Origin of the sequence: Bacillus methanolicus (assembly GCF_028888695.1) — a bacterium.
Classification (GTDB): Bacteria; Bacillota; Bacilli; order Bacillales; family Cytobacillaceae; genus Bacillus_Z; species Bacillus_Z methanolicus_B.
Map to the genome: position 1 here is coordinate 1,048,037 of NZ_PNFF01000002.1, position 26,229 is coordinate 1,074,265.

Annotated in this window: 22 protein-coding genes, 1 pseudogene and 3 CRISPR repeat arrays; of the genes and pseudogenes, 20 read left to right on the forward strand and 3 right to left on the reverse strand. The window is 37.2% G+C overall.

Annotated elements, in window-relative coordinates; all coding sequences use genetic code 11:
- The first annotated feature begins 13 nt into the window (after window positions 1-13).
- The 20 genes and pseudogenes from cmr1 (at window position 14) to pduL (ending at window position 23,758) form a co-directional block, all read left to right on the forward strand.
- The gene (cmr1, locus tag C0966_RS16835; RefSeq protein WP_274856806.1) at window positions 14-916 is read left to right on the forward strand and encodes a type III-B CRISPR module RAMP protein Cmr1; all 903 of its coding nucleotides are present in this window, start codon (window positions 14-16) and stop codon (window positions 914-916) included.
- A complete protein-coding gene (cas10, locus tag C0966_RS16840) occupies window positions 913-2,571 on the forward strand; it encodes a type III-B CRISPR-associated protein Cas10/Cmr2 (RefSeq protein WP_274856807.1) in 1,659 nt (552 codons plus the stop codon). Before cmr1 ends, cas10 begins: the two co-directional genes overlap by 4 nt.
- A complete protein-coding gene (locus tag C0966_RS16845) occupies window positions 2,543-3,682 on the forward strand; it encodes a type III-B CRISPR module-associated Cmr3 family protein (protein ID WP_274856808.1) in 1,140 nt (379 codons plus the stop codon). The genes cas10 and C0966_RS16845 overlap by 29 nt, the downstream gene beginning before the upstream one ends.
- Entirely contained in the window at window positions 3,670-4,554 is an 885-nt protein-coding gene (gene cmr4 / locus C0966_RS16850; protein WP_274856809.1) for a type III-B CRISPR module RAMP protein Cmr4, read from the forward strand. Before C0966_RS16845 ends, cmr4 begins: the two co-directional genes overlap by 13 nt.
- A 14-nt stretch (window positions 4,555-4,568) precedes the next feature.
- Window positions 4,569-4,946 (forward strand): type III-B CRISPR module-associated protein Cmr5, encoded by a 378-nt coding sequence (gene cmr5, locus C0966_RS16855; protein WP_274856810.1) that lies wholly within the window; start codon window positions 4,569-4,571, stop codon window positions 4,944-4,946.
- Window positions 4,930-6,123: a type III-B CRISPR module RAMP protein Cmr6 gene (gene cmr6 / locus C0966_RS16860; protein ID WP_274856861.1), complete on the forward strand. Its 1,194-nt coding sequence runs from the start codon at window positions 4,930-4,932 to the stop codon at window positions 6,121-6,123. The genes cmr5 and cmr6 overlap by 17 nt, the downstream gene beginning before the upstream one ends.
- Window positions 6,124-6,228: 105 nt before the next feature.
- Window positions 6,229-6,450: a hypothetical protein gene (locus tag C0966_RS16865; protein WP_274856811.1), complete on the forward strand. Its 222-nt coding sequence runs from the start codon at window positions 6,229-6,231 to the stop codon at window positions 6,448-6,450.
- A 101-nt stretch (window positions 6,451-6,551) separates the two neighbouring features.
- Window positions 6,552-7,832: an IS110 family transposase gene (locus tag C0966_RS16870; RefSeq protein WP_274856812.1), complete on the forward strand. Its 1,281-nt coding sequence runs from the start codon at window positions 6,552-6,554 to the stop codon at window positions 7,830-7,832.
- Between the two features lie 415 nt (window positions 7,833-8,247).
- A complete protein-coding gene (gene cas6, locus C0966_RS16875; protein WP_274856813.1) occupies window positions 8,248-8,928 on the forward strand; it encodes a CRISPR-associated endoribonuclease Cas6 in 681 nt (226 codons plus the stop codon).
- Between the two features lie 198 nt (window positions 8,929-9,126).
- Window positions 9,127-9,757: a CRISPR direct-repeat array (repeat unit 30 nt; unit sequence GTTTTTATCTTAACTATGAGGAATTGAAAC).
- A gap of 312 nt (window positions 9,758-10,069) precedes the next feature.
- A protein-coding gene (locus C0966_RS16880) for an IS3 family transposase (RefSeq protein ID WP_274853335.1) occupies window positions 10,070-11,190 on the forward strand; the annotation gives its coding sequence in 2 pieces (ribosomal slippage) (window positions 10,070-10,316 and window positions 10,316-11,190; 1,122 coding nt in all).
- 18 nt (window positions 11,191-11,208) lie between these two features.
- A CRISPR array of direct repeats spans window positions 11,209-14,694; the repeat unit is 30 nt; unit sequence GTTTTTATCTTAACTATGAGGAATTGAAAC.
- A gap of 82 nt (window positions 14,695-14,776) precedes the next feature.
- Window positions 14,777-14,980 (forward strand): transposase, encoded by a 204-nt coding sequence (locus tag C0966_RS16885; RefSeq protein ID WP_274856814.1) that lies wholly within the window; start codon window positions 14,777-14,779, stop codon window positions 14,978-14,980.
- A 355-nt stretch (window positions 14,981-15,335) separates the two neighbouring features.
- Window positions 15,336-15,839 carry a cytochrome C gene (locus C0966_RS16890; RefSeq protein ID WP_274856815.1) on the forward strand — a complete coding sequence of 168 codons (504 nt, stop codon included), beginning with the start codon at window positions 15,336-15,338 and terminating at the stop codon, window positions 15,837-15,839.
- Window positions 15,809-16,417: a right-handed parallel beta-helix repeat-containing protein gene (locus C0966_RS16895; protein ID WP_274856863.1), complete on the forward strand. Its 609-nt coding sequence runs from the start codon at window positions 15,809-15,811 to the stop codon at window positions 16,415-16,417. The genes C0966_RS16890 and C0966_RS16895 overlap by 31 nt, the downstream gene beginning before the upstream one ends.
- A gap of 291 nt (window positions 16,418-16,708) precedes the next feature.
- The gene (locus tag C0966_RS16900) at window positions 16,709-17,326 is read left to right on the forward strand and encodes an ABC transporter ATP-binding protein (RefSeq protein ID WP_274856816.1); all 618 of its coding nucleotides are present in this window, start codon (window positions 16,709-16,711) and stop codon (window positions 17,324-17,326) included.
- A 28-nt stretch (window positions 17,327-17,354) separates the two neighbouring features.
- On the forward strand, window positions 17,355-17,759 hold the full coding sequence (locus tag C0966_RS16905) for a FixH family protein (protein ID WP_425535962.1): 405 nt from the start codon (window positions 17,355-17,357) through the stop codon (window positions 17,757-17,759).
- Complete coding sequence (locus C0966_RS16910; RefSeq protein WP_274856818.1) at window positions 17,714-18,169, forward strand: hypothetical protein; 456 nt, start codon at window positions 17,714-17,716, stop codon at window positions 18,167-18,169. Before C0966_RS16905 ends, C0966_RS16910 begins: the two co-directional genes overlap by 46 nt.
- A gap of 444 nt (window positions 18,170-18,613) precedes the next feature.
- On the forward strand, window positions 18,614-19,819 hold the full coding sequence (locus C0966_RS16915) for a trans-sulfuration enzyme family protein (protein WP_274856819.1): 1,206 nt from the start codon (window positions 18,614-18,616) through the stop codon (window positions 19,817-19,819).
- 342 nt (window positions 19,820-20,161) lie between these two features.
- Window positions 20,162-20,977: direct repeats of the CRISPR family, unit length 30 nt; unit sequence GTTTTTATCTTAACTATTAGGAATTGAAAC.
- Window positions 20,978-21,309: 332 nt separating this feature from the next.
- A pseudogene (locus C0966_RS16920) lies at window positions 21,310-21,441 on the forward strand (hydrogenase small subunit); the annotation flags it as partial.
- 376 nt (window positions 21,442-21,817) lie between these two features.
- Window positions 21,818-22,942, forward strand: a complete 1,125-nt coding sequence (locus C0966_RS16925; protein WP_274856820.1) for a KamA family radical SAM protein — start codon at window positions 21,818-21,820, stop codon at window positions 22,940-22,942.
- A gap of 219 nt (window positions 22,943-23,161) precedes the next feature.
- Window positions 23,162-23,758, forward strand: coding sequence for a phosphate propanoyltransferase (gene pduL / locus C0966_RS16930; protein WP_274856821.1), 597 nt, complete (start codon window positions 23,162-23,164; stop codon window positions 23,756-23,758).
- A 456-nt stretch (window positions 23,759-24,214) separates the two neighbouring features.
- Here the strand turns inward: pduL and C0966_RS16935 are convergent, their stop codons facing one another.
- The 3 genes from C0966_RS16935 to C0966_RS16945 form a co-directional block, all read right to left on the reverse strand.
- Window positions 24,215-24,418, reverse strand: coding sequence for a hypothetical protein (locus C0966_RS16935; RefSeq protein ID WP_274856822.1), 204 nt, complete (start codon window positions 24,416-24,418; stop codon window positions 24,215-24,217).
- Between the two features lie 129 nt (window positions 24,419-24,547).
- Window positions 24,548-25,279, reverse strand: coding sequence for a DUF3784 domain-containing protein (locus tag C0966_RS16940; RefSeq protein WP_274856823.1), 732 nt, complete (start codon window positions 25,277-25,279; stop codon window positions 24,548-24,550).
- Window positions 25,280-25,461: 182 nt separating this feature from the next.
- On the reverse strand, window positions 25,462-26,028 hold the full coding sequence (locus C0966_RS16945) for a Uma2 family endonuclease (RefSeq protein ID WP_425535954.1): 567 nt from the start codon (window positions 26,026-26,028) through the stop codon (window positions 25,462-25,464).
- Window positions 26,029-26,229 lie beyond the last annotated feature (201 nt).

Below are 26,229 nucleotides of genomic sequence, written 5' to 3' on the forward strand. Positions count from 1 at the left end.
GGAGTTAGAAACGATGAGCCGCGATCTGTCAATTCATGCATCAGCGGTTGTACAAAAAGATTTTTCGCTCACGTTCGTTACCCCAATGGTCATGCACGGAGCCAATCCATCCAAAACCGCCGAATTTCGTATTCCTTCTGTAAAAGGGATATTTCGTTATTGGTGGCGGACGTTACAAGATGAAACGAATTCTACATTGTTACTGGAAAAGGAAGAAGCATGTTTTGGTGGTACAATTAGACAAAAACTGAAATCGCCTGTATCACTCATACTTCAACAACCTTTAACAGGTATAAAGCCGGAAAATGTACTTCCGCATAAATCCAGTTCGTTTCGTCCAAAAAGTATGGATGTGAACAAAAAGGTTGAAGTAACGGTGAAAACGTTGCGTAAACATCAAGAGCAGTTTGATACATATGATTTGTATTTCCAATATATGCTGCATCTAGCGGGAATGGGTCAACGAGCACGTCGCGGTTTTGGTGCATGCCAATGGGATGAGCACCAATGGGAAAAAGTAGATGAGTTCGCTCATACGCTTAAAGAGGTACTGAAAAAATTAAGTGTACATGACCAATTCGATTTCTCTTTATATGAAAATTGCATTTTGAAAAGGAAAAAGAAAGCAAATACTTCTCATCCTGTCCTATCGGCTGTATGGATTGGCCAAGGAAAAGAAACGCATCAAGAAGTGTTAAGGATGTTTGGAGAAGCTTCACATAAAGCTAACCGTTTTGGCAATCTCGGCTCTGCCAAACCTCGCTTTGCTTCTCCACTATGGTGTACGGTAAGAAAAATAGGAGATTTGTATTATCCGATTGTGACGGAAGTACAAGCAAAAGACGAAAGATATACGAACGCTAAATATGAACGTGATCGTGCCGAGTTTTTACGTGTAGTTGGGGTGAGTGTATGAGCAATCAACATTTAGTCGTATTTACAGTAGGTCCTGTTCAATCATTTATCGCATCAGCAAGAAAAACCGAAGATTTTTGGAGCGGGAGTTTTATATTATCGCATTTTATCCGCGAAGCGATGAAAATGTTATCCGAGTTAGATCCGAAGTGCGAATTTATATACCCGAAAAATATACAGGAAACAGACGTAAAAACACGACACATCGCCTCATTGCCAAACCGTTTCACAGCTATAGTTCATAAAGATGCGCAAAGTGCAGCGGCTATCCTGCAAGAAACTGAGGGGCATGTGCGGAGAGTGTTTTATGACTTGTGTACTTCTGCGATTCACACCGTGTTTCCATCACTGGATAAACAAGAAAAAGAGATTCTAAAGGAAAAAGCGGTGAAACAAGTTGATGCGTTTTTAGAAGTGTATTGGGTAGTTGAACCTTATGATTCTAACATCCATTTCCAAGAGATAAGGGAAAGAGCGGAAAAAAGGTTAGGGGCATTAAAAAACGATAAACAATATCCGGGTTTTGCGCAATACGGATTAACATGCAGTGTTTGTAAAGAACGGGAAGCGTTATGTCTTGAGGATTTAAGGTTGGAAGACAAGTATGGGGATATGAAGCGAAAGTTAGCTGAAACGTGGAACAGACGTTCAGAAATATATAAAGTTTCAAACAGCAACGAGGAACAGGAACAGCAAGCAGGACGAATAAAAGACAACGAATTTTTATGCGGAATTTGTCTGGGCAAACGCACAGCGTGGGATTATTTTACGAACAAATTAGAAAATAAACATGTCTTCCGCCGCTTCCAGTCTGTATTGGATATTGGGAAAGGAAATTATTACGCCATTCTAATGATGGACGGAGATAATATGGGGCAATGGTTTTCAGGAGAAAACAAGAAAGACTTTAGTAGTGTCAGCGAACGATTGGCCCATTTTTCCCAACAAGTAGTACCTAAGATAGTCGAACAGGATTACAACGGGCGTCTAGTATATGCCGGCGGCGACGATGTGCTCGCTTTTGTGCCTGTGGATGAAGCATTGCACGTTGCTCAAGCGCTCCGTTTTGCATTTAGTCAACCGGAACAGGGACTTGGGGAAAAGGCAACTGCATCGATCGGACTGGTCATTGGGCATAAGAAGACCCCTTTACAAAGTTTATTAAACATTGTTCGCCAACTCGAGAAAAAGGCGAAAGGTTATGAAAATCCTCAATCAAAAGTGAAGAAAAATGCATTGGCTTTAGCTGTCCATACGCGATCCGGCGAGATATCTGAGGCGATAATGCCGTGGGAAATCGGTTCGTCTCGGACGGTGGAACTACTGCTAGATTTTATTTCATTGCTGCAGAACGATTTATCTTCTACGTTTATTTATCATTTTTCAAATGCTTTCTTCCCGCTTCTGTATGAAAATGAAGAGTTCCGAAAGCTTAAGAATCATGAGATGGTGCAAGTAGAATTACGGCGTTTATTAAAACGTTCTGTAAAAGAGGGAAGAAAAGTAGAATCGCTGGAACAGCACGTGGAAGCATTGTTAATGTTACATACTGTCTCAAGATCAGGTTATGATTTCTTGAATTTATTGAAAATGCTGACGTTCTTTAAGAGATCGGAGGGGGAAATGAGTGAAAAAGCTGACGTTAAAACCGGTTGATACATTTTTCTTTAAAAATCATCAGGTAACCGAAGCCGGGAATGATACGGTGATGGACGGCATTTTCCCTCCAAGACCAAACACCATTTATGGTGCATTGCGAGCAGCATATATTCATGAATATGCAACGTTTGAAGAGTTCGCACAACAAGGAAATGACATGGTGAAAAAGTGGATGGGGACACCGAACGAAACGGGAGAGTTTCAGATTACTTATTGCGGGCTAGAGTACAACAAAATTTTTTACCTTCCACTTCCTTTAGATTATCAAGTAGTGGAAGCGGAAGAAAAAATTATTGCGTATCCTCTGCACTTAAAAAAAGATACGGAACTTTCTTCACAATCAGGAAAATGGAGATTATTTTCTAACCGAAACGAAAAATCGAAAAGTTCTAGTCATCAATTTGTTCCTATCCAGCATTGGAAAGAAGCTATTCTCAACCACCAACCTATACGTCATTTATCTCATGCTGCTCAAATGTTGTCGGGAGAAGAAAAATTAGGAATTGCGCTTAATTACCAAGAGAGAAAGGCAGAAGAGCATTATTTATACAGAATGGTGAAATGGAAATTTAAAGAAGAAGGAGCCTTTGTCGTCTACACTTCTTCTAGTCCTGATTTTTCGTCTGTAAAATTTGCGCGCATTGGCGGAGAAAATCGTCCGTGGATTGTTAAACAAAATGAAGAAATTTTCTCGCTTTGGACAGAGGGAGAGCTTCAAACATTGTCTGAGCAAATTCGTAAGACAAACATCGCAAAAATCATTTTATTAGCACCGGCGATTTGGGAAAACGGTTCACGACCTGGAAGTTTTGATGGTGAACAGATCGTATTGCCAAATGGACTTAGAGTGAAATTATTAGCCGCAGCCATTGGCCGGCCGGAATTGTATGGTGGATGGGATATTGCCAATCATCGTCCAAAACCACGGAAGCCGATGGTTCCTGCCGGATCAGTACTCTATATTGAAGTACAGGAGGAACAGGTCGCAAAACTGCTTTCACTAGCTAACGGTTTTCATTTGACGGATGAAGGTGCGAAGGAAGGATTTGGATTTTCAGTAATCGCTGGCGGAAAACAAGTTGAGGAGGAATTGTCATGTATTCGTTAGTTCGTCCATTTTTATTGCATGCCATTACATCTGTTCACGCAGGGAGCGGAAGTGAAATCGGTCTTGTCGATTTACCGATTCAGCGGGAAAAACATACAGGATTTCCAAAAATCGAAAGCTCTTCTTTAAAAGGGGCGCTTCGCTACACAATTGAGTCTCCTTTAAAACAAGAAGAAAAGAAAAAATTTGAGCTGGTTTTTGGTTCAAGCAAGAAAGAACAGAACAATAATGATTCACAATCAAGCGCGATTGCGTTAAGTGATGCAAGAATTCTATTGTTTCCGGTGAAATCGATGCGCGGTGTCTTTGCTTGGATAACATGTCCGCAAGTATTGAAGCGATTTAATGATGAAATGTTGCTTCAACAATCAAATGTTGATCCGCTTGTTGTACCGAAAGCTAACTCGGTATCTTCTGAGCGATTAATTGTAGCAAATGGTCAAATCGTTTTAGAAGAGTATAATTTTTCTGTAAACATCACGGACGAAGCAAAAACGCTTGCAGAACAACTGTCAGCATTAGTGAAGAAAGAGTTGTACACAGATTTACGTGAACGTATCGTCGTATTGGATGATGACGATTTTGCGGATTTTGTAAAATTATCTACGGAAGTTAATGCACGTATAAAAATTAACACAGAAACCGGAACAGTTGATAGTGGAGCGCTTTGGTATGAAGAAAATGTTCCGCCGGAAACGATTTTCTACAGTTTCCTCTACATCGGTCAAATTCGCGGTAACGGGTTGGAAGGATTAAAATCAGCTGAAGACGTGGAGAAATTTTTAGTAGAGGAAGGACATTTCCCTGATGTCTTCCAGCTTGGAGGAAACAGCACACTCGGCCGCGGAATGCTTCGGAGAATTTGGGTGTAAAGGAGGAAAAGATAATGGCAGCAGAACGTGTTGGAATTGAAAACGGACGAGCATCGTTTGCATTTGAGAGCGTAAAAAACGCTTTCGAAGACAATCGGGTAAGTTTCGAAAGTTACCGTTCATATGTGAAAAAATTGCCTTCTCTTATTCAAATAAATGGATTAGGACAGGCCCTGGCTTTTTGTTACCAAAAAGGGAAGGAATACCGTGTGATATATGATCAATTACATACGTGGTTAAAGGATAAGTATGGGCAATATTTCCAAGAACAAAATAAAGAATTTGTTGAGGTTGTTATAGGCTTAAAAAGTGCGGACTATCGTGTGCTAACGATGGAGGTACTTGCATTATTAAACTGGATGCGCAAATTTGCCGATGGCATGGCAAAATAGACGTAAAGGAGTGGCTGTCATGCTGTTTCATCCGATTGATACGAAAGAAGCATTTAATCGGGCAAATAAAAATGAAATTGCCCATTTATGGTATCATGTCCATTACGATCAATACACTTTTGATGAAAGAAATAGGAAGGCCAAATACGTTCCGAAGAAAAAGCTTGATCCAATTCCCGTTCGGAGAGAGCTTGTGAAAATGGCGGAAAATAGTGCACAACAACGCAAGAGTGCTTTAGCTGACTTATCAAACTATTATTACATACGCCAGCTAAAAGCAAGACCGATTGCCCGAATTATCCACGGATTAGGAGGAGGGCATGTCCGAGAAACATCGCTGACTCTCCATCCTGTTTACGGGGTTCCGTATATCCCGGCTACGAGTCTAAAAGGAGTTGTACGCAATTGGTTTATTCAGGCGTTTTGTGATGGGGACGAAAAACAGTTAGCTTTGCATCCAAAAGGTGCCCTTGTTTTTGGGACACAAGAACAACGAGGTATGGTACAATTCCATGATATTTTCTTAACGAACCATTTAACAATTGAACCAGACGTATTAACTGTTCATTTCGGAGATTATTATAGTGGTCGAAAAGCGGCAACAGATGATCAAAGGACGAATCCGGTAACATTTTTAACAGTGACAGTTTCCGATGTTGATATTTTTATAACTGCTAGCAAGTATGGTGAAACGTCCAGTGAAGAATTGTTGAAGGAAGCAGCTGGATGGACAGCACAAGCTTTATCAGAATTAGGCATTGGTTCAAAAACATCATCGGGATACGGTTATTTTACTAACATCGAAGACGTGACCGAAACTGAGCTGTTACCTTTTATCGAAAGACGGAAAATGGAAAAAGCAAAACAAAAATTATTAGTGATAGAACAAAAACAAAAAGAAGAATGGGAAAAACTCCGAAAAGAAAAGGAATCACGTCTAGCTGAAATGTCCATTGAGGAAAGACTAGTTTTTCAGATTGAAAGGTTAACCGATAATCCGATTGACGAAGAAAAGAGCAAAACAGAACTGTACAACGAAGTAATTGCCCTACAAAATCAGCGAGCTGCAGAAGCATTAAAAGTATACTGGGAGCGTATCGAACAATGGAATGTGAAAAAGCAAAAGAAAAAACAATATGAAAAAGTACAGGCTATTAAACAACTATTAAACGAGTGATCAAAATCTGTCGTCGACCTCCGATCATGCAAAAACTTCGGGAGATCGACGACAATCTATTTTCATTGAAATTAAGCAGGAAACTACAGAAATATAACAAGGAGATTGATAAAGCTTGTACCTTCCGATAAAGTAAAGACAATATATATCCTTGGATTTATGGATCCGGATATAGATTCTGTTGCTTGCTATACAAGACGAAATGAGATTGTGTATAGGCGGAGAAAACAAGATTTTGCAGGGGGAAAAGATGAGGCTTACAATTCGATTCAGACCGAAAAACGGAGCACTTATTCTGCCAATCAATTACTAAGAGCATTCCTGTAATGAAGAAATTTGAGGTTTGAAACAAAAAGAGCCCTCTTGGTATAGTACAGGGTGTCAATACATTGACCCCGAATTAATAAGTTGCCAAGGAGGACTCAATAATGAATTATACTCAAAATCGAAAAATCTCGCAAATCACACCATCAACATTAATAATCGGCATTGATATTGCCAAAGACAAACACGTGGCACGGGCACAAGACGATCGAGGAATTGAATTTGGAAAACGCTTGATCTTTGAAAATCGCATACATGGTTTCCAAATGCTTTTAGATTGGGTGAATCGACACCAAAAAGAAAATGATAAGAACCATGTGATTTTTGGGGTTGAACCAACCGGGCCTTACTGGTTAAATCTCGCTTATTTTCTTACCGCAAAGGGCTATGACTTTGTGCTAGTCAATCCGATGCATGTAAAGAAAAGCAAAGAGCTTGATGACAACTCTCCAACAAAAAACGATACAAAAGACGCCAGAGTGATTGCACAGCTGATGAAAGACGGCCGATACTCCGTACCAAATCTCTTAGACGGTATTTACGCGGAACTAAGAGAAGGCGTCAAAATAAGAGATCAGCTCACTCAACAGCTTGCCATCACAGAAGGACGTATTCAAAATTTGATTCAACGTTATTTTCCGGAGTTTTTCGATGTTTTCGGAGATTGGAAAGGAAAAGCAGCTCTTTGCACGCTAAAACTGTTTCCATTTCCTTCTCAAATGAAAGAAATGACACCTGAAGAGGTTCTCTCAAAATGGAAGCCATTTGTACAACGAGCAGTTGGAATGAAGCGAGCAACGAAACTAGTAGAAACGGCCAAAAAGAGCATTGGAATTCAAATCGGGATTCAGTTTGCCAAACGTGAAATGGAATATCTGATTGACCAATATGAGCTTTATCAAACGCAGTTGGAAGAGTTGGATCAGGAGCTAGAAGCTCTTGTAGAAACGATCCCAGGTGCTAAGCAAATGATGAATATTCCTGGGTTAGGTGTTACAACAGTCGCTCTATTCTTCGCTGAAGTGGGTGATCTCACAAAGTACAGTCACCCTCAGCAATTAGTTAATCTGGCAGGCCTTTCATTACGTGAGCATAGTTCTGGAACATTTAAAGGACAAACCAGAATAACGAAACGGGGACGAAGCAGGCTGCGTAAAGCTATGTACTTAGCGATTCGGCCACTCGTTGCCCATAATCCAACTTTTAAAGCTTTACATCAATACTATACAAAACGATCTGAAAGGCCTTTAAAAAAGCAACAGTCCCTCATCGCTTTGTGTTGTAAGCTATTACGTGTCTTATTTGTCATTGGTCAAAAACAGTGTGAATTTGATGGTTCAAAATTATTGCGAGGCTTGCCTCAAATTACATTACAAGTTGCTTAAACCGATTTATGAACCAACATATTAACTAAATTACGATAGAATACTTCAAGTATTTCTAAAGACAAACACCAATAGTGCCGAGTCGGAGTTTATTTTTACCATACGGGCTTATGACCCAGCCGAGGAGCTTATCCGACCTCCACCTCATGGATACGCAGGACGAAGGAATGTATGGATCCCAATCCGGTGATACATGGGAGGGTTAGCGACCGTGAGATGAGTGGAGATTTTGCGCACGGTCATAACTGTTATTACCAAACAATACCAGTTTGGTTGATAGGATGGCCCCCCATCTGTAAGGAATTTAAAGAAATTCAATTTATCACCATGATTTTCGGTGGATCAACTATTAGGTGTTAATGAAATTTAGAGAAAACGGGAGTATTCGGGAGAAAATTAAAGTATATAGAGGGAGGTGTTACAAGGATTTTTATACCGCTCAATTCAAGATTTTGAGCTGGCGCATTTTTTACATAACGTTGGATATGCGAAAGAAAAGCGGCGGTTTAAGATGTTTACATTTAGCCGATTGTATGGAACATACCGCATTCATCGTCAAGAGAAAAAAATCGAGTTTTTTGATCAAGTAACATGGTATGTGTCTTCTATGTTAGATTCGCTTATTGTTGATTTAGCGCGAAACTACTTATTGAAAGAACAAATTATGATAAACGGACAGCCGATTCATATAGAGGAGACTTTTGTCAAGTCATTAGAGATCGCTGAAAAATGTTCTTATCAAATTAGGATGCTCTCGCCGCTTACAGTCTACAGCACTTATGAAAACCGATACGGCGAAAAGCGAACCCATTTTTTCTCACCGTTTGATCCTGTTTTTTCTGATATGGTAGAGAAAAATTTTTGTAATAAATTTCAAGCCTATTTTCAAGAGCAGCCAACGGAAAGGATAACCATTAAACCGAAAAAAGTAACTCAAAAAGATAAGGTTGTTTCAACGTTTAAAGATTTCCGAATCAATGCGTGGAATGGAACTTTCGAAATTCAAGCTCCATTGTCTTATCTAAAATTTATGTATGAGGTTGGCATCGGAGCGAAAAACTCACAAGGATTCGGAATGTTTGAAATCGTTGAATAGTCTCCTTCCTTGTCGTCGACCCCCAATATTGCACTAATACCGGGAGATCGACGACAAATTTATTTTTGAGGTATTCACGAAAAAAACAAAGAAAATACAATAAAAATAGGGAATTGATAACAATTCCGTTTTAAGTTAAAATGAAGTCAAATCGATTTGGATTATTATCAAAATGCTGTTATAGCAGCATTTTTTGGGGTTTTTATCTTAACTATGAGGAATTGAAACAGTCGAATATCTCCCACGCTGCATCCCAAATTTCTTGTGGTTTTTATCTTAACTATGAGGAATTGAAACCGGATTCTAACGTGATCCTGATCCCCCCGGGCTTTTGTTTTTATCTTAACTATGAGGAATTGAAACCAAATTTTTTCGAGATATTAGAGCCATACGAGGAGCGTTTTTATCTTAACTATGAGGAATTGAAACCTTGTTTGTCGATTTCAGCGTTTTGATCTTCGGCAATGTTTTTATCTTAACTATGAGGAATTGAAACTATTGAAAATACCCTAATGTCCGTTTTAGGGATTTTGTTTTTATCTTAACTATGAGGAATTGAAACTCAGCAAGAAGTTCAAAATGGTGTATATCCAGCATGTTTTTATCTTAACTATGAGGAATTGAAACTGCAGCTGTCGGCTTTGGCTCACCCTGCAGGATTCGAAGTTTTTATCTTAACTATGAGGAATTGAAACCAACATATAATGCCTTCCGTACAGAACGACCTTTCTTCGTTTTTATCTTAACTATGAGGAATTGAAACACTTACGGAACACATTAGAAGCTCTCGGCATGGAAGGTTTTTATCTTAACTATGAGGAATTGAAACCATTGACTAAAGATTTGATCCACCTGCTCCTGAGTGTTTGAATCGGCTACACTTAACTGGACAAAAAAATTAAGGTCAGGTAGACTAACCATCCAATCTGGGTATACTGCTAATCAAGCATAAGAGATCCCATACCAGCAACTTTACTAGGAGAGGCGGGTATGCTAGCCTGTTTGGCAAGCCAGATGTTTTCATCATCTGGTTTCCTGGCTGGGAAAGCATGCCCGTAGAGGCTCCTTGTCAAGTTGCGGTGTTTACCCTCTAAATTTGGAAGTCTACTTCATCTCATTCAGTTAATGGAGGTACGCCGATATGACGAGAGCTAGAAGAACATTTACTCCCGAATTTAAAGCTCAAATGGTCAAACTATATGAAAGTGGTAAGCCTAGAAAAGACATTATAAGTGAATACAATTTAACGCCTTCGGCATTAGACAAATGGGTGAAACAGAGCCAAACATCTGGTTCATTTAAAGAGAAGGACAACCGAACACCTGAAAAAGAAGAACTGATCAAGCTTCGTAAAGAAAATCAGCGTTTACTGATGGAGAATGATATTTTAAAGCAAGCTGCGCTGATACTAGGACGAAAGTAAATGTGATTAAAAATAATCGTCACAAATACTCGATATCAGCAATGTGCGACGTCCTACAACTCCCAAGAAGTACCTATTATTATGAAGCAAAAGAGCAATCTAAATCAGATGATGAACTTACTGTTACCATAATCGATATTTTTCATAAAAGCCGCCAGAACTATGGCACTCGTAAGATAAAACATGAGTTGAAAAAACTCGGTAAAATTGCATCCAGAAGACGTATTGGCCGAATCATGAAAGAAAATGGGCTAGTATCAAAATATACAGTTGCCCAGTTTAAGCCACATGTGGATAAATGTAATGAATCTAAAGTTGAAAATGTGTTGAATAGGGAATTTGATCAACAAAAGGAATTAACGGTTGTAGTCAGTGATTTAACATACGTAAGGGTCCAAAAAAATTGGCATTACATATGTCTATTTGTTGATCTTTACAATAGAGAAATTGTTGGACATAGTGCCGGTCCTAATAAAGATGCTGGACTAGTCTACCAAGCCTTATCAACGATTAAAGCTGATTTAAGACAAATTCAACTATTTCACACAGACCGAGGAAACGAGTTTAAAAACAAGACAATCGATGAAGCTTTAGAAACATTCGAGATTAAACGGTCGTTAAGCATGAAAGGTTGCCCATATGATAACGCAGTAGCCGAAGCCACATTTAAAATTATCAAGACAGAATTTGTAAAAGGTAAATATTTTGAAAGTTTAGAGCAATTAAAATTGGAATTAGATGATTATGTACATTGGTTTAATCATATAAGAATTCACGGAACACTCGGGTATTTAAGCCCTATTGAATACAAAAAGGAACACCTTAAAAAAATTGTCTAGTTTAGTGTTGACATACCAGTTTTTATCTTAACTATGAGGAATTGAAACGCTAAATACTCAATTTGAGCACAAACGGCTTTTTTCAGTTTTTATCTTAACTATGAGGAATTGAAACCGTGATATGTGCTTGGGCGGTATTGAGTTTTCTTAATGTTTTTATCTTAACTATGAGGAATTGAAACATATCTTCGTCCGAATAGTCAGCAATGGAATCGTTGTTTTTATCTTAACTATGAGGAATTGAAACCAGTTGATGAACCAAATTTACCGAGTTTGTGTTCTTGTTTTTATCTTAACTATGAGGAATTGAAACAAATATAAGTAGGTAAATATTGAAAACTTAATAAAGGAGTTTTTATCTTAACTATGAGGAATTGAAACAATTATGTTTCTTTGCTTTCTGTTATGCTGTAACCGTTTTTATCTTAACTATGAGGAATTGAAACAGTGAATGGGGAATTGATTACGACAAGCTTCCTTTCTGTTTTTATCTTAACTATGAGGAATTGAAACATTGCTCTTTGATATGTTTATCAGTGTAGCCATTAGGTTTTTATCTTAACTATGAGGAATTGAAACCTCAATGAAGGATGGATAATAAATAAAAACGGCAACGTTTTTATCTTAACTATGAGGAATTGAAACCGCCTCCAATTTGTTTACTCGCTCCTCCAAATTATTGTTTTTATCTTAACTATGAGGAATTGAAACAGAATTTAATAGAGTTAGAGCGGGATTTTTGGGAAAACAGTTTTTATCTTAACTATGAGGAATTGAAACTATTGTCGATATATCCCGCGTCGTCGCCGCTGCTTGCGTTTTTATCTTAACTATGAGGAATTGAAACTTGCCTCTATATGGGAAGGTATAAAAGCCGCGGCGTGTTTTTATCTTAACTATGAGGAATTGAAACTCACTACTGATGAAAGAAGGAACAAAATCATATGTAAAGTTTTTATCTTAACTATGAGGAATTGAAACGACGATTCCAACGCATAAGCATGTTTTCATCCCAGTGTTTTTATCTTAACTATGAGGAATTGAAACTCTATTATAACTATATAGCTATTTATATTTATATAGTTTTTATCTTAACTATGAGGAATTGAAACTCATTATAGCACCTCCCGTTTTAATAGCCCTAATTGTTTTTATCTTAACTATGAGGAATTGAAACATTCCCTGCTATGATGTAACATAAAAATGTTACTTGTTTTTATCTTAACTATGAGGAATTGAAACTAAAGCATTGCTTCTTCTTCATTGTCTGAAAATCCGTTTTTATCTTAACTATGAGGAATTGAAACCTTCAAATACTTCAAAACCTACATAACGATTTTTCGGGTTTTTATCTTAACTATGAGGAATTGAAACATAATTTTTTGTATTCACTACGCGCGATAGACATATGGGTTTTTATCTTAACTATGAGGAATTGAAACGTCAAAGCCGATCACTTCGAGTGCTTCCTCAACCGTGTTTTTATCTTAACTATGAGGAATTGAAACCCGATAAATACATCTTGAGTATCAGCCTCAAGGTTGTTTTTATCTTAACTATGAGGAATTGAAACACCGTACACGGTTGGAGGAACGTACCTCCGTTAGGTTTTTATCTTAACTATGAGGAATTGAAACAACTCCGATTTGTCAAAACCTCACCAACTAAGATATCTGTTTTTATCTTAACTATGAGGAATTGAAACTGGAAAACAAAATGCGCGGGCTTTTTGGTGAAAATGGTTTTTATCTTAACTATGAGGAATTGAAACTCGTAAATATTAAGCGCGCGCCTTGATTCAATTCGAGTTTTTATCTTAACTATGAGGAATTGAAACTCCCAAGGCGGATTGGATAACGCGTCCTCGTATCTGTTTTTATCTTAACTATGAGGAATTGAAACCTATGTTTGTGTGACCTGTTTCATGATTATATTGTGTGAGTTTTTATCTTAACTATGAGGAATTGAAACAAGAACTAAAAGCTGGAATTTTTCAAGTGAAGTTCCGGTTTTTATCTTAACTATGAGGAATTGAAACCGTTTTGAAGATAAAGAGCGCGAGATTGGGGAAATTGTTTTTATCTTAACTATGAGGAATTGAAACCTCATTCCCCTTCGCTTTGGATTAGTCTGTTAATTGAAGTTTTTATCTTAACTATGAGGAATTGAAACCGAGTGCTGTTACTACTGCAGCAGGGGATGTAACGGAGTTTTTATCTTAACTATGAGGAATTGAAACATTGCAGCCCAACATGTCCGTATTGACTGCCAATCCTGTTTTTATCTTAACTATGAGGAATTGAAACAAAATCTATGAATATCTCAATTGAAATCAAAGCGCGTTTTTATCTTAACTATGAGGAATTGAAACAGACCATGCAACAAGATCGGTTGCACTAACTTAACGTTTTTATCTTAACTATGAGGAATTGAAACGACACTGCTGCACGTGATCGCCTTGTAAAAGGTTTTGAGTTTTTATCTTAACTATGAGGAATTGAAACCAATACTGTAATCTCCGCCCTCAATCATCGGCAAATCGTTTTTATCTTAACTATGAGGAATTGAAACTACCATCTTTCATATTCTTCTTTGTCTATGAATTGTACGGTTTTTATCTTAACTATGAGGAATTGAAACCCTTTCCATTGTGCTCTTTCAAGGCATTGTAGATTCCAGTTTTTATCTTAACTATGAGGAATTGAAACGCGCTGATAATTCGTCCTCTTTCAATTCGGTTGTCTGTTTTTATCTTAACTATGAGGAATTGAAACAGTCGATAGTGTCAAATAAGTTTAAAATATCATCTGTGTTTTTATCTTAACTATGAGGAATTGAAACAGTCGATAGTGTCAAATAAGTTTAAAATATCATCTGTGTTTTTATCTTAACTATGAGGAATTGAAACGAAAAAAAGAATACAGATACTTATTTCAGTAAGGAGGGGGTTTTTATCTTAACTATGAGGAATTGAAACTTGTTTGATTTTAGTTTATGGAATTAATCCATCCAGTTTTTATCTTAACTATGAGGAATTGAAACGTATACTTTGCTATAAAAGTGAGCAATTTTCGCTATTGTTTTTATCTTAACTATGAGGAATTGAAACTTCAATGAATACAAAGGCTTTAAATTAGCATTAGAAGTTTTTATCTTAACTATGAGGAATTGAAACAGTCGATAGTATCAAACATGCTCAAAACATCTTCCGGTTTTTATCTTAACTATGAGGAATTGAAACAACTTCTTCTAGTTTTGTTTGGTGTCGCTAAAAAGCGTTTTTATCTTAACTATGAGGAATTGAAACTAAAAAGCCCTTTGTGACTTCTCATCACGATACCCCGTTTTTATCTTAACTATGAGGAATTGAAACCGCACTAATCGTTGATGAAGCCCATTTCCTCAGAAAGTTTTTATCTTAACTATGAGGAATTGAAACAGCTTAAACTCACGGAGAGTTTCAACCTTTGTAGTGTTTTTATCTTAACTATGAGGAATTGAAACCTTTTGAAGAGTCGCATTGGTGTTAGACTAAAAAGTAGACACAGATTATTATAGTAATAATAGATTGAAAAATGATATGTTCATGACAAAAAAACAAAGGCGGTACGAGGAAGACTTTAAGCGTCAAACAGTTCGTTATATTTTGGAGGAAGCGAAATCCGTTGCACAAGTGGCTCGTGAGCTCAAAATTTACGAAAATACTCTTCGCGGTTGGGTGAAAAAGTATAAGCAAGAACCAGAAATATCAGAAACCAAAACTTTTCAATCTGAAGACCAAGAAAGTTGAAACCCGAGAACAAAAAGGCAATATCTAATACCTGTTTTCTACTCTACAACAAGGATTTCTAACTCCTCAATCAAAAAATATCACTCATAGTATTTAAGGGTCAGTCTTCATCACATAAAGTGATGAGGTACTGGCCTTATATTTTTTGATCAAAAAACTACTCGCTTTCTCTTGCCGGCCTATTCTTCCGGATTTGCATCAAAGGGAATTTACACGATATTTATGACTTAATTTTTTCAAAAAGCGTTCAAATATCGTTCATGAAATTATTCTGAATTGTGATGTTTTGTACAGTTGGCGTTTTGTCCCGATTTATATAATGATAATGAATTTTCAAACAGAAAGGGGGGTGTCGATGAAACAGCCAATCATTATTTTTATTATTAGTGCATTGATCGGTTTGGCGGGGGGATTTTCATATTTCCAATTTACTGATAAAAGTGAGCCAGCCAATGCGAAACAAGAAACAACTGCAGTTCAAAAAGAAACTGCTACTAATGCAATTACTGCGTCTAAAGAAACTGTTAGCGCCAGCACAAGTTCTGAGGAGGGGAAAATTCTCAAACAAAAAGGTTGTCTATCATGCCATTCTGTCTCGAAACTAAGTTTGCAAGGTGGAACGACGGGACCGGATTTATCTAACGCTTATAAAGAAGTAGAAGGAAAACATGGAAAACCGATTGAAGAATTTTTAAAAGCGCCGACTTCTGCAGTAATGTCAGGAGTAATTAAGTCGAATCCGCTTATGGATGAAGAGAGAGGTGCGATTATTCAAGCGTTAAAAACTGCCTGTATTCGGATGACAATGAATTTTATGAAAATGAGTTTATTTTTAACACGGGTGGAGCGGCAATCATGAACTCCAACCGGATTATTTTAAAAAATAATAAGTTTTTATTTAACCAAGGGATGCGTTCATTAGGGGTTTTACTGCAAATGGCGAATGATAATGAAATGGTTAACAATGAATTCTATCAAAACCAGCGGGGCGTGTATATTGACCAATCAACCAATAATTTTCTAAAAGGAAATATGTTTTTGCAAAACCAAATTGGATTGGAATTTTGGGCAAGCTCACAAAATCAAATATTTACGAATAATCGATTTTTGAAAAATATTTCTGCTGTATTGCGTATTGGTGGAGAGGACAACAATAAATGGAGTTTTCATGGTGTAGGAAATCATTGGGGAGAACAAGCTCGAATTCTTGATCTCAATCAGGATGGAAAAGGAGAGTCTCCTCTTGAATACAAATCTTCTCTCCACAAAATCGTAGAGCAAAATGAATTAGCTTATTTGTTTTTCAATTCACCAAGCATTCGAGTGTATGAAAAAATCAATGAGCTCTTACAGGAAGAAGAAGTGATGGCGGTCGATCGTCATCCAATCATTGAGCAAGCCGGACTGTCATTACAACAAATGATTGGATCTTCCTAAAATCACCTATGAAAATGTGAAACTATTTTCTCTATTTTATTTTCTCCATCCGCTTCATACATTACGTTTTTATTTGGAAACATCGATCGGAACATTTTCACTGGACTACTTGTCAAGGACAATGGCGAAATTTTTCTCGTTTCCTCCTAGTGTTTTATTATCTATAAATCTCGTTGTTTGGGTAATTTTCATATTTTTGGCATCAATTTGGTTTTATCGGAAGGGGGAACAAGGATGATAGAAGTAGCCAATTTAACAACGGCATATTAAAAAAGAAAAGTGCTCGATGATGTGAGTATTGGGATTGCTAAAGAGGAAAAATGTGCGCTCATAGGAAGAAATGGCGCCGGGAAATCGACCTTTATTCATAGTTTATTAAATCTTCTGCCTATTACGAACGGGAAAATTTTCATCAATGGAATTGACCATAAACGAAATGAATGGAAAAAACATGTAGCATATTTGCCGGAAAAATTTCAACTTTACCCTCATTTGACTTGGGAAGAAAATTTACGCTTTTTTGCGTCATTAAATATTTCCAAGATAGATGAGAAAAGAATAGAAGAAATATTAAAATCAGTTCATTTATGGGATGCGCGAAATGTAAAAAGCAAGCAATACTCGAAAGGGATGCTGCAGCGGCTCGGATTAGGAATCATGCTTTATTACGATGCAGAGATTTTAATATTGGATGAACCGACAAGCGGGCTTGACCCGATGGGGAGAGCTGATATTCTTTCCATTTTGCGTTCATTGCGCGATAAAACGATTTTGCTGTCGTCCCATCATTTAGATGAGGTCAAGCAGCTTTGTACACATATCGCTTATTTAGAAAATGGAAAAATTGCAAAATATTCGATTGCTGAATTTGAAATGATTTTTTATGGGAGAAGGGAAGAAATAAGATGAAAAAAATCGCCGCAACCATTTAGGCTGTATTTTTTTCCTTGTCGGTTGTAATAAGGGAGATTGGGATGTTTCCGTGAAGACAAAGCCTTTTTATAAAGAGGGCGTATCCGCTCCGTTTGTGGTAGAGATAAAAGAAAATGGGAAAGCTGCCAGCGGATTATCTGTTCATGCAACATTTGAAATGGTTGATATGGATCATGGAACAATAACAACAAAATTAAAGGAAAAAAGCGAAGGGGTATATGAAGGAAAAGTACAGCTGCCAATGGAGGGAGAATGGGAAGCACTTTTAAGAATAAAAAATGGAAAACAAACTGTTGAAAAGTTAATGAAAATGCAAGTGAAAAAGAAGATGCTGTTGCGAAGATCAATGGCCAAACCGTTACGATGTCAGATGTTCGTTTCTACCAAACATTGTCACAAATCGAAATAGCGATCGGAAAAGAAATCGATCAATCAAAATATAAAGAAGAAGAATTAAAAGAAAGACTAGCCAATTGGGAAAGGCAGGAACAATACCTTAGGCAAATAAATCCAGTTGTTACACATTTTATCGAACTAAATTCAATGGCGCTTCTTGCTAAAGAAAAAGGGCATTCATTGGCGGAAAAAGAAATTGGAAAGGAAGTATCAAAACAAAAGCAAAAATATGATCGATACAAATTGGCTAAAGAAATCATTCACCAATATGGGGATAAGAAGTTTTGGAACCAGTATCAACAACATACGGAGCTGACCTTACTGGCAAAAATAGTATGGAACGATATGATTCAACAGACAAAAAAAAGAAAATCCGAATGCAGCACAAACAGAAGTTCATTATTTAGCAAAGAAAAAGTATGAAGAATTGCTCATTTCTCAAGTGGATTCATTGCAAATTGATTTGTACATTCCGAGCAAGTCTTAAACGTAAGATTGGGGTTTTTCTGAAATGGATTTTAGACTGAAAGAGGACAATAGGTACGGAATATTAAATAATATTTTAAGAAAAGGGGAAATCTAAGTGCCTACTTCATGTGAGGCACTTTTTATATTTTAAATAATTTTTCTGTTGTAAATAACATTTTGTGACATTATTTATATAAATTTAAATATAACTGTTTTTGTGTAAAATGACAAAATTTCCCAAAAAATATCTTAGTTTATTCTCATTACCTCTATTAATTTTTTTCTTCATTTCAAAAATGTAGAATATAACATATATATATTATATTCTGTATTTAAAGAAAAATTTTCTTAAAATATTAATGTTTAAAGTGACTGAATGAAAGGAAAGGGGAGAGAGGATTGAACAAAGGTAATAACCATAAAGAACTGAATTTCGATGAACTGCAAAACGAAACCTTAGTAGTACACGCTGATGATTGGGTGACAAACGATCGGACGCTGGCTCCTGCGATTTATTATTCCGCTACTTTCCGAGCTGATAATGCTGCCGAATTTGCGGAAATGGCGGGAACGCCTCGCCATCCTCAGTATTACACGCGTTACGGCAATCCGGTGCATGAACGGGTAAAGAAGGTGATGGCTGAGCTTGAAGGTACAGAAACCGCACTCGTAACGGGCTCTGGGATGGGAGCGATTGCTACGACGATTCTAGCGCTTGTTAGTGCAGGCGACCATGTGATTGCGCAGACGCGGCATTATATGAGTACCGCCAAAATCATGGACGAAATGCTGCCGCGATTTGGCGTCGAAGTGACCTTGGTCGAGCAAGCCGACGTGTCAGCATTTGCTGAAGCTATTCGACCCAATACAAAGTTAATCATGGTAGAGTCTCCAGCTAATCCAACATTGGTAATAACAGATATAGCCGCCGTGGTGGAATTGGCCCGCCCGAGAGGCATTCTCGTTGTGGCGGACAACACATTTGCGTCGCCAATCAATCAGCGGCCTCATGATTTGGGTGTCGATGTAGTCGTACATAGCGCAACGAAATATTTAGGCGGTCACCATGATTTGACAGCGGGTGTAATCTGTACAAGTGAGGAGTTAGCTGAGCGTATTTGGCACACGCATATCTCAATCGGCTCGGTTCTCTCCCCAATGGACGCATGGTTGCTATTGCGTGGTTTGCGTACCCTTCCGATTCGGGTCGAACGCATCAACGCTAACGCTCTCGCCCTGGCCAAGTTTTTGGAGGAGCAGCCGCAAATCGAGCGGGTGTATTATCCCGGTCTTGCTAGCCATCCGCAACACGAGTTGGCAAAACGCCAGATGCGAGGTTTCGGCGGAATGATCGCTTTTGCAATCAAAGGCGGTTACGCCGAGACTCAGCGCTTCGTTTCCGCATTAAAACTGTCGCTTAACGCAGTCAGCCTGGGTGGGGTCGATTCACTAGTGGTACATACAGCTGCGATGTGGGAAGGCGTGATGAATGAGGAGCAAATGAGGACTGCTGGGATTCCGTCCAATTTTGTACGCTTTTCGGTCGGCATCGAGCATATTGATGACCTGAAAGCGGATATTTTGCAAGCTCTGCAAGTGGTTTGAGGTCGCGATAAGGGTTTGAAAAAAATTACTAGATAATTCAAGGGAGTACATTTATAGACGGATTTAGGATTTCGGCTTAAAAGAGTGGAATACAATAGAGAAAACAGTACAAAAAACACAGACTATTAAACAACATTTCAACAAAAGGTGAAAATCTGTCGTCGACCTCCAATAGCGCATAAACCCTGGGGGTTAGACGACAATGTATTTTGAGAGTATTTGTAATAAAAACAAAGAAATTAAAAGAAAAATAGGAAATTGATAACAATTGCAGTTTGAGATAAAATGTAGTTATATCGATTCCGATCATTATCAAAATGCTGTTATAGCAACGTTTTTGGAGTTTTTATCTTAACTATTAGGAATTGAAACTGGATTTTGTACATTTTTTGGATCATGTGGGTCGCTCCGTTTTTATCTTAACTATTAGGAATTGAAACAGGAAAATAGGAGGTTTGATTTTATATGGCAATCAAGTTTTTATCTTAACTATTAGGAATTGAAACCAATAAATACAGATGCGCCTTCTGGTGTGAAATTTTGTTTTTATCTTAACTATTAGGAATTGAAACAATAATGGATATTGTTCAATAATGATTGTATTTGCGTTTTTATCTTAACTATTAGGAATTGAAACTGATGTTCTTCATCATATCTAGGCGCATAATCCTTCGTTTTTATCTTAACTATTAGGAATTGAAACTTTCAATTTCTTTAGGGGATCGTGAACGAAGATGGAGTTTTTATCTTAACGATTAGGAATTGAAACTAGCCGATAATTGCACATCTAACGCTATGTGTAATGGTTTTTATCTTAACTATTAGGAATTGAAACCTGCCAGGTCTGTAGAAGAACGGGTTTATGCTGCACTGGGTTTTTATCTTAACTATTAGGAATTGAAACCCGCGGAGGTGAATTATGGCCGTCGCAGTCCGCGTGTTTTTATCTAAACTATTAGGAATTGAAACTAATGATAGGCGCAGGCGGCGATTCCGTTTTTATCTTAACTATGAGGGATTGAAACTCTGCGGCAAAATATAAATCCATTCCGTACCTAATTGTTTATATCTTAACTATGAGGAATTGAAACTATGTTCACTATAAAGACTTCTTTGAACTTCAACCCAGTTATTATCTTAACTATAAGGGATTGAAACAGTTCTATGGCCCAGGTCTCGGACATCTATCCGGATAGTTTTTTAAACTATAAGAGTTTGAAACTCAGAAGTAATTAGAGCTCAAGTAGAGAACGAATGTTTTTATCTTACCAATGACGTATGGAACCAGATTGTATAACTTATGAAATTAGCATAATGATCCCGAAATTTGTTTATAAAAAAGAAAATAGCATATAAACAAAAGTGCCTGCTTCACGTAAGGCACTTTTAAAGTTAAGAATATTTTGTTAACTTATTTTTTGTAGAATACAAAAAGGTCAATAAATTGTTATCCCAAAGTGAAACATTGTCATGCGAAGGGAAGGAGTTAAGTGAAAAGAAAAACAATCTTAGAATCGGTTTTAGATCGTGGATTTACAAGACGCGATTTTAAAATGAGTACGGCGTTAGCAGCAACTATGGGGTTAGATTTCTCTGAAACAGATAAAGTTATTGCGTCAATGGTTGTTCAGAAAAAGGATTCAGGGATAACGGACCATTTTATGTTCGTCGTGTAAGAACTCCAACATTACAAACAACGAGATCTGGACGCTTCTGCCTGGTCTGTTCACTTGAATGTAAAATTTTTGGATCTGCAGCAAGAGAGGAAAAGGAAGAACTGTTGAAGACCACAAAATTGCATTTTTACGTCACACACATTGAACTGGGTTATGGTGTCGGTGGTGAAGCCAGCCGCCGTCTCTAGTATTTTAGTAAATCAAAATTATAATTTTGTATAAAAATACAATTGAGTAATTTAAAAAGTTTATAATTTTTGCATCTCTTCCATACTTTTGTTAACTTTATTATAAGAGCATTTTTTATAAGGAGAGTGGTATGATGGCACAACCGAAGTATATTACAAATATTGAAAAAATCACTCAAATTCCTAAAGAAGAACGAGAAAAATTAAAAGAAATCACTAACAAGTATGTATTTAGAGTGAATGAGTATTATCTTAATTTGATTAACTGGGATGATCCGAACGATCCTATACGGAAATTGGTCATACCAAATGAAGGAGAATTAAATGAATATGGCAGCTGGGATGCTTCCGATGAGGGAGCCAACTATGTGGTGCCGGGGTGCCAGCACAAGTATAAAACGACTGCATTGCTAGTTGTTTCAGAGGTTTGTGGAGCATATTGTAGATTTTGCTTCCGAAAGCGTTTGTTTCGCAGTGATGTAAAAGAAGCTATGGCAGATGTAACACCAGGAATAGAATATATTGCACAAACACCTGAAATAAATAACGTTTTGTTGACTGGCGGAGACTCTCTTATTTTGGCAACTAAGAAAATTAGACAGATTGTAGAAAGATTGCGGGCTATTGACCATGTTAAAATTATTCGTTTCGGTTCAAAATTGCCTGTTTTTAATCCTATGAGAATCTATGAAGATCAGGAACTGCTTGATGTGTTTCGTGAATATTCCACACCGGAAAAACGCATTTATGTAATGGCCCATGTTAACCATCCGCGTGAAATTACAGAAGAAGCACGCAAAGCCTTTAAAGCTCTTCACGATGCCGGAGTTATCGTTGTGAATCAAACTCCTATCTTAAAAGGAATAAATGATGATCCAGAAGTGTTAGGTGAATTGTTAAATAAACTTTCATGGGCAGGAGTAACACCTTATTACTTCTTTGTCAATAGACCGGTAGCAGGCAACAGTGATTTTGTATTACCGCTGGAAAAAGTATATCAAATAGTTGAACAAGCAAAAGCAAGAACATCAGGATTAGGGAAACGTGTTCGCCTTGTTATGAGCCATTCCTCAGGAAAAATTGAAATATTGGCAATCGAAAATGGCAAAGCATATCTTAAATATCATCAGTCAAGAGATGCTGATCAATATGGAAAATTTATGGTTTTGGATTGTCCAAAAGATGCCGCTTGGTTTGATGACTTGCCTGGAAATGAACAATATTGGCAAAAACCAGAGAAAAAATTAGTTACAGTTTAGGCTAAATAATTAAACACAGAGGATGACTAAAAAGGAACTGAAAATTCCCTTTTGGTCATCCTTATTTTTTTAAAAATATAGAAACAGATATCCTCTCTTTGGGATCATCTCAAGATTGTCGCTTTGAAATCTTAAGCTTCCTATTTTTTTAGAGGGGGTTTTTTTATCGGAAAACGGAAACCTTATAAACAGGAAAAATAAAAGAAAGAAGGGTTTTTAATGCTGATTCCAGTAGGAGTATCAAACCGGCACATTCATTTAAAAAGAGAGCACATGGATGTTTTATTTGGTAAGGGGTATGAGTTGACAAAAATGAAAGACCTTTCGCAGCCCGGCGAGTTTGCAGCAAACGAAACAGTGAAGGTAGTGGGAACGAAAGGCGAGTTCCCGAATGTCAGAATTTTGGGCCCGCTGCGAAACCTAACACAATTAGAAATTTCCAAGACTGATTCTTATATATTAGGAGTAAAAGCCCCGCTGCGTTCTTCAGGAAACATACTGGGGACTCCGGGGATCAAAATCGTTGGGCCTAAAGGAGAATTGGAAATTGAGGAAGGGGTCATTGTAGCAGAAAGGCATATTCACATGACTCCTGAAGATGCTGAGAAATTCGGAGTCAACAATGGCCAATATGTAAGTGTAAAAACAGAAGGAGAGAGAAGCCTTGTCTTCAACAAAGTCTTAATCAGAGTAAAAGATACGTATGCTTTAGATATGCATATCGACACGGATGAAGCAAATGCGGCAGGTTTAAAGACAGGAGATAAGGTTCAGATCGTAAATGAAGATTGCGAATCATTTAGGATGCAACTTTAAGATCTGGAAGAAAGCTGTCAGGCACTTCCAATTATGGTGCCTGACAGCTTTTTCAAAAGGTATGAAAACAATGCGTTTTTGCGTTTTGTGCATAAAACTATTCTATGGTCTTTCGGCTTCTTAGTAATTAGTCATGTGTTTGTCGTTTTTAAACGAGGTGTTTTCACAGTTTTTTATTCTAAATTGATATTTTTATAGAGATTTTCTCGTAAAGGAGCTGTTTTTTAGATAGAATCTGAGGAGTTTCTTGCTCTGAATCATGATCAAGGGTAGGATATGAGCCCTTAATTTCATTTATGAGCCTTCATTTCGATAAATGAGCCTTTATTTTCACTTATGAGCCTTCATTTTGATATATGAGCTTTTATTTTCATTTATTAGCCGTCGATCACATTTATGAGCTTGTAATCTAGTAGATAAGAAAAACCGGGGGCTTGCCCGGTCCTTTTTTCAGTATCAATTCAGATTCGGATGATTATTATTTTGATCTTTCATTTGGTGTAGCATTGTTTCTGTATAAATTCGTTCTGAGGAACTGATACTTCGTTCGTTTTCTTTTGGATCTGTCGCGATGCCACTATTTTTATACAGTTTATCTACAATGAATCCGAATAAAATTAGAGCCGTTCCAAGTAGTAACAACAGGACAAATACATTCATTAGACGGACCTCCTTTATTCTATAATAACAAAAAATCAGAATATTTAACATTTGATGTTAATCGGTGGCTGCTCTTTTTATTTGCTAGGTGCTATAAGGATTTTGATAATTATGATCATATTCATTATTTTATTTTGTTGACTCTACTTTTTGGATTAACTGCTCATACCAGCCACGCGCCTCATTCGAACAGCGGCCATTGATGAAGATTTTTTTGTTTTCCAACTCGATATACAAGTACGGAGAAGAGTCTTTCCGGATAAACAGAAGACAACTGCCGTACCCTTCAACAGTGAAGTTGCCTTTTGCCAACGTTGACAGACCGTACCCGTCCTGTTTCCACGTCACTTCAGGCATTTCTTCCATTAATTCAATCCGCTTAATGTCCTCATATTCCCATTCATCTCCATAAATACCTGTAATCTCAAATGTGTCTTTCTTGGCAATCAATTCATAATCTTGATATCCGAGGAACAACATGACACTTATAAAACCGTTCACTACAACAAAAAGGACCGATCCAATAATATAGCTTCGCTTTCGTTTTTCCGGGACTTCATACTTTGACAAATAAATGAATCCTCCAAGTAAAAAAACAAGCATAAAGCCAAATTGAACTTCCATAGCGTATTTGAACGGAGTGAAAATCAAAGGCAGCAAAATAATCATGCCGACAGCGGTCGCGATCAACAATTCCCCGGTCTTTTGCGGGTAGCCGTTTTTAATTAATTGCTGCTGTTCTTCTTCAGATCGAGCGGCGAACCCGGAAATCAGCCAATAGGCTTCATTTTTTCGAATGGCCCAGCCGAGCAAGAACAACAGCAATATTACGAAAAGTTGAATACCGATAAGAAACCACATTAAGAGGCCTCCTTTTATATCAGAATTATTAAGCGGGGTCACATTGTCCTTTGGTGAAGGATAAAAATCGGGCCGATAAAATGATCTATATAAAATTTATACGAATATTCAATCATTTTCGTTTCATTTTTCTTATTGCAGGCTCAAATGAAAAAAATAAAAATCCAGCAAATATAGCTGGATCAGTCCATGTTAAATACTGTTTTTAAATCAATGAATAAATCCACGAATAAAAAAGATTGTAACATATCTTGTTCGCCATAAGTTACTCTTTGCGTGAAATTACCTTCTTTTAAGCCATGAACGTGGCAGATTTTGTTTGTTGGATCAACAATCCAATATTCATTAACGCCGAATTGCTGATAAATATTAAATTTTTCATTAAAATCTTTCAGTGCAGTTGAAGGAGATAAGACTTCTACAATCAACGATGGTGCACCATAGCTTCCTTTTTTAACGATCTGATTTTTATTGCAAATCACAGAAATGTCAGGCTGAACCACATGGTCCGGGTTTTCAAAATCATTATTTTCACTAAGATATACATCAAAAGGAGATACCATCACATTACAATCCTTGTTTCCGAAGAAAAGCCTTAAATGATGAAATAGTTCTCCTACAATAAATTGATGTTCCGAAGATGGAGCAGGGGTCATATTGTATGCTTTTCCATTAATCAGCTCCCAACGGCCTTCCCAATCCAACCAATCTTTGTAGGTATATCTTTTAGATTCATCAGGGGTTCGCACGGGCACACCTCCTGTTTTTTCAATATTATATCACCGTTTCGATACTTATAAAAACTTTAATTAATAATGTGCCAAGCACCCATCAAAGAAAAATGTCCGTGGAGGGTGTTTGATATTTTTTATACTACCCCTTTAAATTGAAATACTTTTTCATTAAAATGAATATAAATAATTTTCAGTAAAATTAAATCGTATAAGGAG